Source organism: Erythrobacter dokdonensis DSW-74 (assembly GCF_001677335.1).
Lineage (GTDB): Bacteria > Pseudomonadota > Alphaproteobacteria > Sphingomonadales > Sphingomonadaceae > Erythrobacter > Erythrobacter dokdonensis.
This window is the reverse complement of the sequence record NZ_LZYB01000005.1, coordinates 1-13,629: the sequence shown is the minus strand read 5'-3', so window position 1 is coordinate 13,629 and position 13,629 is coordinate 1. Positions and strand designations below refer to the sequence as shown.

The 13,629-nt window shown below is 60.3% G+C and carries 15 protein-coding genes; 5 read left to right on the top strand and 10 right to left on the bottom strand.

What is annotated here, in order from left to right; genetic code table 11:
• Positions 1-119: 119 nt before the first annotated feature.
• The 4 genes from I603_RS10530 (at position 120) to I603_RS10515 (ending at position 3,526) form a co-directional block, all read left to right on the top strand.
• The gene (locus tag I603_RS10530; RefSeq protein ID WP_068864852.1) at positions 120-1,427 is read left to right on the top strand and encodes a site-specific DNA-methyltransferase; all 1,308 of its coding nucleotides are present in this window, start codon (positions 120-122) and stop codon (positions 1,425-1,427) included.
• Positions 1,424-1,939, top strand: coding sequence for a DUF5681 domain-containing protein (locus tag I603_RS10525; protein ID WP_068864850.1), 516 nt, complete (start codon positions 1,424-1,426; stop codon positions 1,937-1,939). Before I603_RS10530 ends, I603_RS10525 begins: the two co-directional genes overlap by 4 nt.
• Positions 1,936-2,490 (top strand): DUF5681 domain-containing protein, encoded by a 555-nt coding sequence (locus I603_RS10520; RefSeq protein WP_068864848.1) that lies wholly within the window; start codon positions 1,936-1,938, stop codon positions 2,488-2,490. The genes I603_RS10525 and I603_RS10520 overlap by 4 nt, the downstream gene beginning before the upstream one ends.
• Positions 2,491-3,190: 700 nt before the next feature.
• Positions 3,191-3,526, top strand: a complete 336-nt coding sequence (locus I603_RS10515; RefSeq protein ID WP_143736704.1) for a hypothetical protein — start codon at positions 3,191-3,193, stop codon at positions 3,524-3,526.
• Positions 3,527-3,618: 92 nt separating this feature from the next.
• Here I603_RS10515 and I603_RS10510 read toward each other — a convergent pair whose 3' ends face one another.
• The 9 genes from I603_RS10510 to I603_RS10485 form a co-directional block, all read right to left on the bottom strand.
• On the bottom strand, positions 3,619-4,506 hold the full coding sequence (locus I603_RS10510) for a hypothetical protein (protein ID WP_068864846.1): 888 nt from the start codon (positions 4,504-4,506) through the stop codon (positions 3,619-3,621).
• 94 nt (positions 4,507-4,600) lie between these two features.
• Entirely contained in the window at positions 4,601-5,701 is a 1,101-nt protein-coding gene (locus I603_RS10505) for a hypothetical protein (RefSeq protein ID WP_068864844.1), read from the bottom strand.
• A gap of 16 nt (positions 5,702-5,717) precedes the next feature.
• Positions 5,718-6,095, bottom strand: coding sequence for a hypothetical protein (locus I603_RS14555; protein ID WP_143736703.1), 378 nt, complete (start codon positions 6,093-6,095; stop codon positions 5,718-5,720).
• A gap of 113 nt (positions 6,096-6,208) precedes the next feature.
• Entirely contained in the window at positions 6,209-6,619 is a 411-nt protein-coding gene (locus tag I603_RS14550; RefSeq protein WP_143736702.1) for a hypothetical protein, read from the bottom strand.
• A 20-nt stretch (positions 6,620-6,639) separates the two neighbouring features.
• Complete coding sequence (locus I603_RS10500) at positions 6,640-7,041, bottom strand: hypothetical protein (protein WP_068864843.1); 402 nt, start codon at positions 7,039-7,041, stop codon at positions 6,640-6,642.
• Positions 7,038-8,072 (bottom strand): SH3 domain-containing protein, encoded by a 1,035-nt coding sequence (locus I603_RS14545; protein ID WP_143736701.1) that lies wholly within the window; start codon positions 8,070-8,072, stop codon positions 7,038-7,040. Before I603_RS14545 ends, I603_RS10500 begins: the two co-directional genes overlap by 4 nt.
• 4 nt (positions 8,073-8,076) lie before the next feature.
• Positions 8,077-8,346 (bottom strand): hypothetical protein, encoded by a 270-nt coding sequence (locus I603_RS10495; RefSeq protein WP_068864842.1) that lies wholly within the window; start codon positions 8,344-8,346, stop codon positions 8,077-8,079.
• A gap of 423 nt (positions 8,347-8,769) precedes the next feature.
• Complete coding sequence (locus I603_RS10490) at positions 8,770-10,503, bottom strand: tetratricopeptide repeat protein (protein WP_068864840.1); 1,734 nt, start codon at positions 10,501-10,503, stop codon at positions 8,770-8,772.
• A gap of 1,198 nt (positions 10,504-11,701) precedes the next feature.
• Positions 11,702-12,334, bottom strand: a complete 633-nt coding sequence (locus I603_RS10485; protein ID WP_068864839.1) for a tyrosine-type recombinase/integrase — start codon at positions 12,332-12,334, stop codon at positions 11,702-11,704.
• Positions 12,335-12,370: 36 nt separating this feature from the next.
• Between I603_RS10485 and I603_RS14540 the strand changes: the two genes are divergently transcribed.
• Positions 12,371-12,532, top strand: a complete 162-nt coding sequence (locus I603_RS14540) for a hypothetical protein (protein WP_157090868.1) — start codon at positions 12,371-12,373, stop codon at positions 12,530-12,532.
• 146 nt (positions 12,533-12,678) lie between these two features.
• On the opposite strand, the gene I603_RS14720 is transcribed toward I603_RS14540, so the two are convergent.
• Positions 12,679-13,629, bottom strand: a 951-nt coding sequence (locus I603_RS14720) for a hypothetical protein (protein WP_198157246.1), incomplete at its 5' end; no start/stop codon positions are given.

Genomic DNA, 13,629 nt, shown 5'->3' with positions numbered 1-13,629 from the left:
GCACAGCAATGCTTGCGTTGGGTGCACAGTCCAGTCCGTTCTGCGCAGGGTGCGCTACCTGTGAATAAAAACCGGGCCGCGCCCTTCTGAATGAGGGGCTTGCGTGATATGTTCTGCATATGTCCAACCTCCTCTCCAAGGCGGGACAACCCGCCAGTCGTACGCTCGAAGTGGTCTACATGGCCCCCGGCGAGCTTACTCCCGACCCGCGCAATGCGCGCACCCACTCGAAGAAGCAGGTCGCGCAGATCGTCGCCTCGATCCGCGCCTTCGGGTTCACCAACCCGATCCTCTCCGATCCGCAAGGCAACCTCATTGCAGGCCATGGCCGGTTGCGCGCGGCGAAGGAAATGGGGCTGGAAACGGTGCCGGTGATCATGCTCGATGGCCTCAGCGAGCCACAGAAGAGAGCTCTCCGGCTCGCCGACAACAAGATCGCATTGAACGCAGGCTGGGATACCGAGATCCTCAAGCTCGAACTCGCCGAGCTGTCGCTGCCCGAGATCGACATCGACCTCGGCCTGACCGGGTTCAGCCCCGGAGAGATCGACGTGGTGCTGTCGGAAAGCGAAGATCCGGATGACGAGGTCATCCCGGCCGTTCCTCTGAACCCGCGGGTCCAGCCCGGCGACATCTGGCAGCTGGGCGAGCACCGGGTCGCCTGCGGCGATGGCCGCGACGTTGCCTTCCTGCAGCGCGTGGTTGGCGAAGGGAAGGCTATCGACTGTGCTTTCCTCGATCCGCCCTACAATGTGAAGATCAACGGCCATGCCAATGCCAAGGGGCGTCACCGCGAGTTCGCGATGGCCTCGGGCGAGATGAGCGAGAACGAGTTCCGCACCTTCCTTGCCGACACGCTCGGCGCTTGTGCCCGGGTATCGCGCGAGGGCGCGGTCCACTTCGTATGCATGGACTGGCGCCACATGGACGATGTGACCGGCTCGGTTAAGGGAGTCTATGATGATCTCCTCAACATCTGCGTGTGGAACAAGAGCAATGCCGGGATGGGCTCGCTCTATCGTTCCAAGCACGAGATGGTGTTCGTCTATCGCGTGGGTTCCGTCCCTCACACCAACAATGTCGAGCTGGGCAAGCACGGGCGCAATCGTACCAATGTCTGGGACTACCCGAGCGTCAACTCGATGAAGGGCTCGCGCCGCGAGGACCTTGACCTCCACCCGACGGTCAAGCCGGTTGCGATGGTGGCCGATGCCTGGTGCGATGTGACCCGGCAGGGTGAACTCGTTCTCGACATCTTCCTCGGTTCGGGCACCAGCCTGATCGCGGCCGAGCGCGTGGGCAGGCGGTTCCGCGGGCTTGATATCGATCCGGCCTATGTCGACCTTGCGATGCAGCGCTGGAGCGACCTCACCGGAAAAGATCCCGTGCTGGTCCATCGCGACAACATCGACGAGGTGGCCGCATGAGTGACACGCGCTTCAAGCCCGGTCAGTCCGGCAATCCGAAAGGGCGGCCGCCAAAGGCACGGCGACCCAATGTCACGGCGTTCGAAATCGTCCTCGACAAGCGCCTCACCGCCAACGTCGGCGGCAGGGAGCGCGAGCTCACCGTTGAGGAGGTGCTGCAGCAGCAGACCCTGAAGGATGCGCTCGCTGGCAAGCGCATGGCGATCCGCAAGGTCCTGAAGATGATCGAGAAGCGCGAGGCCGCGCTTGCAAGAAAGGGCGGCGTCAGGCGGACGCCTATGACGTTCGAACAGCATCACTGTGCCGACAATGCCAACGAGGCCATGCGCATCCTCGGGATCGCGGAGCCTGATCCTGAGTTCCCTTCTCGCTGGAAGGTCAACGCCTGGGCGACCCAAGCCGCGCTCAGCAAGCCGGGCCGTCGCAAGTTCACGGACAAGGACGTGAAGGATATCAAGTTCTTTACCAGCGACCCCGAAACCTTGCGCTGGCCGCGGGGACGCATAGCATGAGCGAGCCCGAACCCGTCGGTTACGGTCAACCGCCGAGCAAGACTCGGTTCCGCAAGGGCCAGTCCGGAAATCCGCGCGGGCGGCCAAAGAACAGCCGCCGCGAGATCCCCTATGATGCCGTGCTCGGGCAGATGGTCACGATCCGCGAGGAGGGCCGCGAACGCCGTGTCACCGCCGCCGAGGCGTTCCTGCTCCAGCTCACTCAAAAGGGCCTTGCCGGTGACAGTGCCGCGGCGCGCGCCTCGCTTGAAGCGATCGAGGCTGCGCGGGCCGCCCGCTCCGATAACTACATCGGGCCAACCAAGCTTGTCTGGAAAGCAGTGCACTCGGGCATGGACGCGATCCTCGACACCCTTGCCATCGCTCGACTAAAATATCCCACCGACGAAGCCCGTGTGCGCTGGGAGCTTAATCCATGGATCGTGGAGGCAGCACTTGCTCGGCTCGGCGACCGGCAGCTCACGCTGCAAGAGCAGCACGAGGTCTGGAATGCCACCCGCACGCCGCACAAGGTCCGGTGGCCGGAATGGTGGGGCCACTTCGGCAAATGAAGGCTTTGCGCCTCCTATGCGGTCATGGTTTTTTGCCCACTAATCTCCTGCTGGCAGACAAGGTCTTCGAGCGGCCCTTATGACCGGATTTGGGACTTAGCCGTCGTTCCCTGACGGCATGCTGAAGGACTGAAATTGCCAGAAGCTGACACAAGCGTGCTCGGGAGCGCCGATGGAGGCTTTCCAAGGTTCGCTTCCTGAAACCCGACATGCAGGTTGCAACCCCGACGCGGCCGTTCGTTTGACTGCAATCCTGTACTTTCAGAAAGGACCACCCAAAAGATAAGGCAGTGATCTCTGGCTACTGCCCCACCTTCATGATGCGTCTGCTACCGGCGACATCAACCGTCTTTCAATCTAAGCTAGTGTGATGACTGAACCACGCATGGAGAGCGGGAATGGGCCTGTCGGGGAATTCGCCCGCGATATTCTGGTCTGCTGCCCACGCTGCGGAGCAGCGGCCCACGTCCGCGACCTTGTGCGTCTTGTGTGCCCTCGCTGCAATCTGTTGCAGAGCCGCGTCCGGCGCAGGCTTTTCGGCGCCGATGGGGCGAGTTACGAACGCGCGGGCAGCAATGGCGACTGGTATGGCGCATTCACGTTGGTAACGAGCGGATCCGAGCGCTGCGACAAGTGCGGCAACGGGCTGACTATCCCGAAAAGATCGCGGCCGTCTTTTCCGCCTGTGGCGACCCATGCGGTGAGCCTTGATGCGCAATGCGAGACATGCGCTGCCGTCAAGCCGGTCGCGGCGCGCTGGGTGCCCCGATTTCAACAGGGAGAACCGCGTGATCCGGCCTTCGGATGCGCGCTTTATCTGCAGGAGGAAACAGGACGGGGCACCTTGTGGGCTTATAACCGTGCCCATGCCCTTGCTCTGCTGGAATGGATTGCTTCGCCGGCCCGGTCACGCGACGGCGCAATATTGCCCGGCGCCATGGCCAGCCGTCTGCCCGGCTGGATGAAATCCGCCGCGAACCGGACAGCGGTCGAAAAATCGCTGGGACGACTTGTGGCTCGCGCAGCGGCAATCTGATCGATAACGATAACCGAGCCTCGCGTCGCGGTCGGAACGATGAGGGCACGAAAATGGGGGGCGACAGGAATCAGGCGGGTGGTGCGGGCAGCCTATTTGGAAGCTTCTTCCGTGCCTGCAAAACACACCGCAGGAAGTCGCTTTTGCAGCGCAAGGTCGAGCTGGCGTGATGTCAGCACCTCCGGAACGACCGCGCGGAAAGCGGCATGAGCTGCGGCGAACTTCGTGATTGCTTCTGCCCGTTCGTCTTCGTCTGCATCATCCTCGCCGACATAGGTCGCATCTTCCAACCTGCCGAGAGCGTCGATGAATTGCGCCGCTGCCGCATCATGCCCGCGATCCCCGGCGAATAACGCTTCCATAAACGCGATCTGGGGCTCCTGCACGAATTCATCGTCGGCGGGCACCGATTTCGAAACCAGCCGGCTAACCAGCAACGGCACGTCCATCGGACGATTGAATTGCGGAAACAATCCACCCAACAGAACCATCATCTGCCGGGCAGCGAAATTGGTGCTGTTGAGGGTCGCCGGGGCTGTCTTGGCCCCGGGATCCAGCGCGAAGGATTGTATGGCGGCCGTGGCGAAATCATCGCTCGCCTGCCATGACTGGCGCAGGTCTGCCATGGCGATCGCCAGTCGCGCTACCGGCGACCGGGCGCAAAACCCGGCACTGCCTATCTCCAGATCGGCCAGCTGTTCATACCGCTCGCCCCGGGTGATTGATGACGAAAGTGCGAAGGCGATCGCGCTCTGGTAATGGCTCGCGGCCACTTCAGCCTTACCGCGATCCGCCCAGATGTGACCGAGCGACTGCTGGACCCGCGCGTGGACAAGGGTCTGCTGCAATCCAGCCGATTCCAGTGCGATCAGCGCCTTCTTGCACGGCCCTTCACGATCGGAGCCGTCGGAGATGTCGGGCGAAAGGCAAACCCGTTCGGCAAGCGCCGCTGCGTTGGCCTGCACTGCGTTTTGCGCCACAACCGGTTGCGAAAACGCGGCTGTAGCAAGCAGCACCGCGAATACGCCCCGATGCGGAACGCGCCATGATGCCGATGAATGCGTGCGATCACCGTCATTCCCCATCATCATGACTCCCGTCAGCGTTTACACGCCTGCGCCGTTCCTGCGCCTGATCGTCAAACACCTCGAAGGTCATCGTATCAAGCCAGAAAACCCCCATGTCTGGCTTGGCGTCACGATATTCGCGGTCAATCGTTACAGCCAGCCGGTCCTCGATGATCGCCGTTCCGGTGATGATGACCCGGCTTTTCTCGTCAAGCACCGGTCCCGGCCAGCTTTCGAACAGAAAACGGCGTTCGGGGATCGAATACAGCCGGTAGTTCCACATGCCCGTTGCGATGATCCCCCAGTTCTGGAAGAGGTCGATCGAGAAGAGCGGATGGGGCGTTTCCTCGACGACGCCGATCCAGTGGCCCTCGCCGTCATAGAGTTCGGTGCACACGCCGGTATCGCCGCAGATCATGCCGCTTCGGGGGACATCGAAACGGAAAATGTCCCATCCTTCGACCAGCCTTGCAGGGCAACCTTCCCCGTTCTCGCCCCACAGGTCGGTGACGTAAGCGGGCGTGACTTCGGTTCCGTCCGGCAGGCGCAGGCCGCAAGTCCTGCTTGCATCGTCACGCCACAGCGTCGCGTTGCCGCCCTTGAAGCTTTCCATGACCGGGGGAAGCAGCGCGGGCTGCGTCCGGCGTTCCTCGTCATTGGGTTCATCAGCCAGACGTTCGGGCTCGAGCGCCACCGGAGTGACAGCCAGCAACCCTTTGTGGATGCGGCGGCTGGCCTTCAGGGTGCGGACGATTTCCGCGTCGACTGCCCGAAACCCCGCGAACGGGCCGACTTCGCGCACCTCAGCCTCGAACCCGAACCGCCGGGCGACTTCTGCCGCGAACAATTCGCGTTGAGCCGTGTCGTTTCCGTCGACACGGAAGGCGTTGCTGATGGCCAGCGCCTGAGCTTGTTCGCCTTCGAGGCCTTCGTCGCACAGAAAGCGTTCCTCCGACGTCGAAGGTTCCTGAGGGCATTGCGCCCACAGGTAATACCAGCCGGGAGCCTGATCATTGTCACGCGATTGCGCTGGCTCGTGGCTCAATCCGCCGATCAGCACTCCAATCGCAGCCAGAATATATTTCAGGTTCAGGTGAAGTCCCTTCATTGGGCGCGCCGTCGCTTCAGCAGCCTCTGTCAGCGAGCCAGCCACGGATCCTCTTTTCGTCATTGTGGTAACCCTGCAGCTTGGTTCCACGACAAATGTAGAATGCTCCACGGCAGACCCCGCTGGCACCAGTGTATTGTTGCTGATCGGGTTGCTTACAGCCCGAGTAATCGATTGCTTTTGACAAGTCCTTTTCGCCAGCCGATGTTCTTTGTGTCGGCCCGTAACAAAAATGATATCCGGCTTCATTTTTCCAGCAATAGGAAACAGCGTTACCCCCTGCAGCCAACGTGCGCGGTTGTGCATTGAGTGAGGTTCCATGAAAAGAGCCAGCGATTGTCAATGTCGCCAAGGCGCCAAGCATTGGAACCATTAAAATTTTGAGGTTTTTCATTTTGAAATATTCCTTATGAAATAAAAAAATTATTATGAATGCTTTGCAGTCAATTCATCTTTTTCGCGAAATATTTATGGCCTAAGGCCGGGAATGATCTCGAAACAAGCCGCTCAGCGTTGAACTGGAGCATCAATTTCGCGGCAAAAGCTGATTTGCCGACTGGGGCTCATTTTGGCTGGGTTCTGCATCCGACCACGGCTGAGAAGACCGTTGAGATAAGGGCCCAATTCTCCCAGTTCATCGTAAACCTCGCTCAAGGCCCGCGCGAATGCTCGGCCTTCTCCGGATCTTTCGATAATGGCCGACAAGGCGTTTACACTGCAGATTGTTCGCTCGGCGCTACGACCGCAGCGCTGACTGAAATCATCGTCCATTGAACAATAATCGCCGAGCCACTCCAGCTCGTTCCAAACCTTGTCGAACGATCTGTCAATTTCGTCCCTCGTTTCGGCTAGACTAGGCTGAGGGGCAAGCAGAGCAAGGGCCGCAAGGACAGAAACTCGAGACGCAGATTGTTTCATTTTTAATCTCCTTTTGCTTTTCAGGGATAGCCACGGTTGCGGCGCGCAGGCCTCCCGATGCAGGGGATGCCGTCCATCGTGCGATCGAACGTGCCGAAATAGGTCGGCACCCTGCCGTCCGAGTGCCATGTCATATTGAAACCCTGTCCGTTGTTGGCGGTCCGCGGGCAGTAATAAGGCTCATCGGTCACGGGCCGACCGCCATCGAACCGCCGCAGCAGCGCGCGCTTTCGGGCAAGACACACGCTGTCATATCCGATGAAGCGATCCTCGCGATCGTAGACAGCGCATTGTTCGTAATCGCCATCGCTCAACTGCTGGGCCGTGGTGGACTGGGCGGAGAGGGCAATGCAGGCGACCGCCGCATAAATCGTGGCGGAAAACATATGCCAGCGCAGCGCGGCGAGCAGAGCCCGTGTCATGAGCACAAGCGCTGCATTTCCCGTAGTTTCAACATAACTTCCTTGGCCGCGATATCGCTATCGAATAATATTGCTATGATATTATCCTTGGAATTACTGCTGCCACTACGGTCGCCTTGTGAGTAAAAATCGACTATATTTCCTTCTTCATCATATGGAAACACGATATTAGTGTAATGATAGTTGTAGCTGCTGCTTGATCCTGTCTGAAGTTCAGATACTGACCTCATATCAAAATTGACAGATTTTATTGTCGTACGATTTTCTCTCGATCGTGTATTTTGCCTAACGCGCAGCGACATCGAACAACCGTTTATGTTGATTTGGTTGTTGATTGTGATTGTCCAATTGCGATCGGGATTTTGGTGCCCGGCGGTAAACGTTCCGGGGGTGGAGAGCAGAATGTCGTTGCCCAATTGATCGATTTGCGCAGCGTTTCGCGAATTGCTGGTGCCGCCGGGCGCGGCATCATTGGCAAATGCCGAATTGCCGTCGGCTTCCGGCTCAACGCTCTCGTCCCCCTTTTCTGCGAGCAGGAGATAACGAGCTGAAACCCACCCGGATCGGCAAGGCCCTTCATAGCGCGGGCTGTCATCGGTGGTCAGGCGGCAACGTGCGGCATCAGGCAAATCGCCGTCAGGGCGATAGACGACGCCTACCCAGCGATTGTCCTTGGCGGGTGTGCACAGGTGTATCTCCGCGCCACCACTCAGCCGCGCGATTTCGCTGTAATTCGTGCTTGGCCCTGCCCGCACGGCGAGGAAACCGTCCTCGGCGGGAAGGTTTGCGACAATACCGGTCCCGTTGCAGTCCGCGGCACGAATTGCCGTCTCGCCAACCGGTTCGGCGAGCGGGTCGGCCTCGGATCCCCGATTACCGGTTCGACTTTCGCCGCAGGCGGCAAGCGTGCCGACCAAGGCCAGGGCGGCAAGGCATGGCGCTGCCGCCCTGCGCGCGCGCCCCTGCCGCGCGAGCAACGAACCACCGGCATGCGCGCTCAGCCGATTGCGAGGCGAGGTCCGGACGGTCATTGCGCTATTCCTTGGTAAGTATTTCGTAGTTGATGCGGCAGGTTCTGTTCTGTCCCTCGGCAGCAGGCTGGCAGCGACATTGCCCTAGATTGAGACCAAGATGTGCGCGGGCATGGGCCGCCGCCTTGTCCCGCGCGGCGGCGCAGGCCCTCGCATCGGTAGATCCCGAGGCGCTGGCGCTGTAACGGGTCCACGCGGGGTTGCTGGCCCAAGCATCGCCCGCCAAGACCGCGATCCCGACAATCCCGGCAATGAGATATGCTTCGCGCGTCATTGGCGTTTGATGGTTCAATTATTGCGCCGAATCGTTGCTTCAACGCTGCAAATCCAACGGGTCCGGCTTTTGCTCACGCCGCTATCGGCGCATTCACATGAGTCGAAGCGTACGATCCTGCTGTTGCCTGTAAGTGTTCGACGAGCCATCTCTTTCGCCGCACCGCAAGCGTATGATTGGTCCGGACCGAGCCCCGTGAAGGAGCGGGAGTATTCTTGTGCCATCACTGGCGAAGCTGGACCAAAAAGGGTGACCATGATGACCGCTGAGGTGGCAAGATTGGAAAGCCGCATAAAATTCCTCCTGATAGGCAGTCGGAATGTTTCCGCGATCCGTCAGGCGAATCTTTCCCGGACCGCTGAAAAATTATGAAATGAGCTGCGCCAAATTCTGAAAATTATGAAAGGCAGCAAAATCCGTCAGTTACGGACGCATCATTTGCATGTCCCGCACCACCTTCAGCCGCACCAGATCGGCATGAACGGGATAGGTGCCGGGTACATTGCTGGCTGCCAGCCGCGCCTCACAGCTTGCCCGGGCGGTGCGGGCGGCATCCGGATCGCCCGCGCGCTGTTCGATCCGTGCTGCGATGCAATCCGCCCTCGCCTGCCACGGATGGTCACCTGTGAAGCCTTTGGCGATACTGCGGCGCGCCCGGCGCAGTTCATCGCGTGCGGTCGCCTCGTCACCGATTTCAGCCATCGCTCGTGCCCAGCGCAGATGAAACCATGCGGCCTTGGCCGGCCGGCCATAAATTTCGTTGGCGGCACTGGCGCGCACCTCGCGAAGCAGTTGCCGCGCCGCGTCCGCCTCGCCCTGCATGGCCTGCGCCATGGCAAGTTCGGTCATCACGTAGGCGGTCCAGAAATGATCGCGGCCCAGCTTCGCCGAATAGAGCGTGAGCATCGGCGCAAGGATCGCCTCGGCCTTGTCGGCTGCGCCTTCGTTAAGATGGATCAGCGCAAGCGAATAGGCGGGGGAGCGGGATTCGACATGGTCCGCACCCAGTCGCCTGTCGAAGATTGTCTGTGCCGAGGCAAGTTCGGCGCGCGCCCGATCATAATCGCCCACATAGGCAAGGAAGTCGCCATAATCCGAATGCGCCCACGCGGTTAACGGGTGGTCTTTTCCGTGCAATGCCTCGCGCTGAGCGAGGTGGGCAGCAAAATCCGCTTCGGCCTCGTCAAACCGGGCGAGCTTGCGCAGCGCCAAGGCGCGGAACCAGAGCGCATCGGCCCGGATTTCAGGGCTCACATCGCTCTGGTTATCCAGTATCCGGTCAAGATTGGCTGCGGCTTCGGCATACCGGCCGACTTCGAACTGCAGCTTGCCGAGATTGACCAGCGCCATGAACCGATGCGGCGAAGCCAATCTTGTGCCTTGCCGCGCCGCTTCGTTGCAGGTCTGCTCGGCGCCGCGGGTCTGGCCGGCAAGCCGCATCTGCTGACAGGCCAACGCGTCGATCTCTACCAGCCGCGCGGCATTTTCATCGTCTGCCAGCCCCTGCGCGTGCAACCGGGCCGATGTCAGGTGGTTGACCGCCCTGTCATATTCGCCCCAGCCGCTGAAAGCCTTCGCGACCAGAATGTTGAGCGCCACGAGCGCGCCCGGCTGACCGGCAAATCGCTCATCCATGCTTTCGGCTGTGCGTTCGACGACGTCGCGCAAGGCGGGATTGGTAGGTACGGGTGCATAGGGATCGGTCGGCAGGATCAGGTCTTCGGACAGGAATGCCAGAAGCGCGTCGGCCTCTGCGTTTCCGGCGCGGGCAACAGGTTTGTCCGGTGTGAGCAGGACCACGGCGGCAAGCGCGATAGCCGCGATCGAGACGAGCGCCATAGGCATGGTCCATGTCCGCCACCAGTGCGAGCGGGCGGCAATGGCGCCTGAGATAGTGGCGCTAGTCCCTACCGCCTCCTTCACGCGATCAAGGCGATAGCCATGACCATAGACGGCCTCGAGCGCGAAGGTGCCATCGTCGGCCAGCACCTGGCGAATGCGTCCAATTGCCTTGGCGAGCGAATTTTCGTGGACGATACGGTCTGGCCAGCCCGCTTGGAGCAATTCGTCCTTGCCGACACATGATCCGGCACGCGCCCGCAGAAGGGCAAGAATGGCAGCGGCGCTCTGATCGAGACCGGAGGCAAGTACCCGCACATCGCTATGGCTGGATGATCCGGTGCCGCCGGTGCCGGGAGGCGTTCTCTCTGGCGTTGGTTGAATCGTATTTCGATCCGGCATTATCCCAAGGGCGCCCTGTTATCGTTCACGCGGTTGACTTTATGCGCAACGGCATCTTTCGCCAAGCCATTACCAGATCCACGAAAAGAAATGGCACTCGGACAAACGGTGCTTGCCTTCGCTCTTGGACGAGGCCGAGCTCGAAGGGCTCATCTGGTGCAAAAACAACGCCACAATTGAAGGGGACAGATCCAACTTCGACAACAGCTTTTCACCCACCACCATTTACTTAGCTTAGCTGCTCCGCGCCCCTGAAACCAGAAGGGCATCCGTGGCAGGCGAGGTCAGATTGAATCGCAGCAAGAATGACCAGCATGCGGGAGTTCCAGACGCCTCGCTGGGAAGCTATGAGCCGCGACTGGGCGTGGCGCAGGATATGGCAATGATGCGTCCAGAATAGACTGATCTTACTGCTCTCCATAATTTTCACAATTTGGCGCCGCCGATTTCACAATTTTTCAGCGGAGCGGGAAAGATTCTTGTTTCCGAATGGCGAATGGTTTTCCAGCTTTACACCGTAACGGAGAAAATCAGTGCGGCTTTCGAGTCTTGTTCTAGCTTGTGCTGCGGTTGGAATATGCAGTTTAGCCATGCCAGCTGCTGCAGGTGATGTTCGGGAATTTTATTCAGGCAACCCGTCGACAACGCGTGAACAAGCCTGTTTGAATGCCCGCCAAGAGGCGCAGTTGAGAGTGGGCATGAAGTGGGAAGCGCCACCCAACGGCGACCAGCGCGGCAAAAAACGTTGGAAGGTTGCCGAATACCGAGGTTGCACCTGCGAGGATCGCCAGGGGCGTGTCATGGATGCCTTCCGCTGGAAGTGCCAAATTGAAGTGATAGCGCGCTCGCCCTCATGGTAAATGAAGTTCAGAAGGAGGCGGATAGGTCAAACTGGATAGAAGGGTCCGTATTCCACCCGTTCCTGCCATAAGCGTGGTCAATACGTGATCACGAAGGCTGCATGGCGGCTTTCGGCGGAAGCAGACGTTGCCGATGATGATCGGGAACGACTGGGTCTGGATCGGCAGCTGCCATCTGACACGCCGCCTTCGAGCGGCACAAAAGTACCAGCGGTTCTTGGTCGGCTCCTCGCGGGTAACGAGGAGCCGATTGCTCAAATTTCCGTGTTTTCGGCTAGAGCAAGCGCGTCTTCTACGTCGATCCCTAGATAACGCACCGTATTCTCGATCTTGCTATGGCCAAGAAGTATCTGGACCGCACGCAGATTGCCGGTAGCCCTATAGATGATCGATGCCTTGGTTCGCCGAAGAGAGTGGGTGCCATATTCGGATTGGATCAAGCCAATCCCGGTTACCCATTCATCGACGAGCCGTGCATATTGGCGGGTGCTAAGGTGGCCAGTGCGATCGACCCGGCTTGGAAATACATAATCGTCCACCGTGCCACCACGGCGCTCAAGCCATGCCAACAGACTGGCCCGGGCATCTGGCAGCAGTTCGAACTGCACAGGGCGGCTTGTCTTTTGCTGCATCACAATTGCGCGCGTCCTGACCTGACCACCATTGACGATGTCGCCGATCTTCATGCGAACAAGGTCGCAGCCACGCAGCTTACTGTCGATCGCAAGGTCAAACAGTGCGCGATCACGCACGCGGCGTCGTTCATTCAGAAAAAAGCGGATCTCCCAAATTTGTTTCGGCTTTAACGCGCGCTTAGCTCCCACGCTTCGTCCGGCGTTCCAGACCGGACGCTTGGCGGCAGGCGTTTCTTTTTCAGTCGTCTCCATGAGCATTCTCCAGTGACCACATTGGTCACACGAAGCATGTCCATCGGCCTAAAAAATGAAACTGCAGCGGCGGCATCCGATCCAGAATCGGCCTTTCAGGATCAATGCATTGAACGTCTGGTTTCCCCAGAAGCAGCCATGCCGCTGGTGGGATCGCTGATCGGCCCGGCTTATGGCCGAAGCTGGGTGGAAGGCTGACGCTGATTCTGGAATGATCTCAAGTACTATTTCTCGGCGAATACGCATGATCTTGCCAGAAAATATCTGAGCTTTTGCGCAAAGATTTGTTGCCGCTTGCTCAGTATTGCTGAACGCGGCTCTTGCCATGCTTCTCTGGTCTGCCGTCATTGCGCCGCCGGAACAAGAACGCGGACTCTCTTGTCTGTCTCAGTTCGCGATAGCACAATAACAGCAGAACGCTGGCCAACCGCTTCTGCTTGCCAGGTTCCGAAAGCAAGTGCGTCGAACAGTACAAAGCCCTCGAAATCACTGAGCGCGCGCGCGACCTCGCGGCCATCGCCGTCGCGCAGGATCACCGGCACGCCCGAACGCGGAGTCAGCCGGTCGCCCGCGGCGAGCAGCACCTGCAGCTCGATGCTCCCAGTCGCATGCAGCGGCACCGGCAGGTGGCGCACCTCGCCCGGCCGCAAGGTAAGCCGGTCACCTGCGCGCATCGGGCGCAGAGTGAAGTCCTCAAGCGAGGACAGCTGGGTCTCGACATCGACGTCAGGGCCGGGCGCGATCCCGCGGATCAGCACGGTCCCGTCTGCATCGGTCGCCTCGCGCCGCAGCGCCGCACCGACGAGGAAACGCCCGCCCGCGACCGCTTCCTCCTCCGCCCCGCGCGCACCGTCACCATCTTCGTCGACGAACATCTCGGCCATGATCGCGCCTGATCGGGCGATGCCGGAGGGCGAGGTGCGCCAGCGGGTCGGGCCGCGCCACAGGCCCATCGTCAGTCCGATGCCGAAGCGCCAGCCCTCGGCCTCGCGTCCGATGCCGGCGCTGAGGCCGAGCGCGCCGATCTGCTGGCTGAAGCTCACTCCGCCGCCGATCCGCCCGCTGTCGGCGTGCCAGTCGAAATCGAGCGCAATCGCGCCCTGCCCGAGATTGCGCGCGGCGCTGAGGTTTCCGCCTTCGAGCCGCCAGCCATCGCGGTCGGCAGCGGTGAGGCCGCTCCTCAGCCGCCATTCGCCGCGGCGCGCGGTCAGGCCGAGCGCAGCGGTGCCCTGCCACGGCGTGCTGCCTTCCCGCACGCCGCCCAGCGCGATGTTCGCCTGCCAGTCGGCCATCGG

Coding starts and splice junctions, on each gene's coding strand:
- I603_RS10530 (WP_068864852.1), top strand. CDS start 120: ATGTCCAACCTCCTCTCCAAGGCGGGACAACCCGCCAGTCGTACGCTC.
- I603_RS10525 (WP_068864850.1), top strand. CDS start 1,424: ATGAGTGACACGCGCTTCAAGCCCGGTCAGTCCGGCAATCCGAAAGGG.
- I603_RS10520 (WP_068864848.1), top strand. CDS start 1,936: ATGAGCGAGCCCGAACCCGTCGGTTACGGTCAACCGCCGAGCAAGACT.
- I603_RS10505 (WP_068864844.1), bottom strand. CDS start 5,701: ATGAAGGGACTTCACCTGAACCTGAAATATATTCTGGCTGCGATTGGA.
- I603_RS14555 (WP_143736703.1), bottom strand. CDS start 6,095: ATGAAAAACCTCAAAATTTTAATGGTTCCAATGCTTGGCGCCTTGGCG.
- I603_RS14550 (WP_143736702.1), bottom strand. CDS start 6,619: ATGAAACAATCTGCGTCTCGAGTTTCTGTCCTTGCGGCCCTTGCTCTG.
- I603_RS10500 (WP_068864843.1), bottom strand. CDS start 7,041: ATGACACGGGCTCTGCTCGCCGCGCTGCGCTGGCATATGTTTTCCGCC.
- I603_RS14545 (WP_143736701.1), bottom strand. CDS start 8,072: ATGACCGTCCGGACCTCGCCTCGCAATCGGCTGAGCGCGCATGCCGGT.
- I603_RS10495 (WP_068864842.1), bottom strand. CDS start 8,346: ATGACGCGCGAAGCATATCTCATTGCCGGGATTGTCGGGATCGCGGTC.
- I603_RS10485 (WP_068864839.1), bottom strand. CDS start 12,334: ATGGAGACGACTGAAAAAGAAACGCCTGCCGCCAAGCGTCCGGTCTGG.
- I603_RS14540 (WP_157090868.1), top strand. CDS start 12,371: ATGTCCATCGGCCTAAAAAATGAAACTGCAGCGGCGGCATCCGATCCA.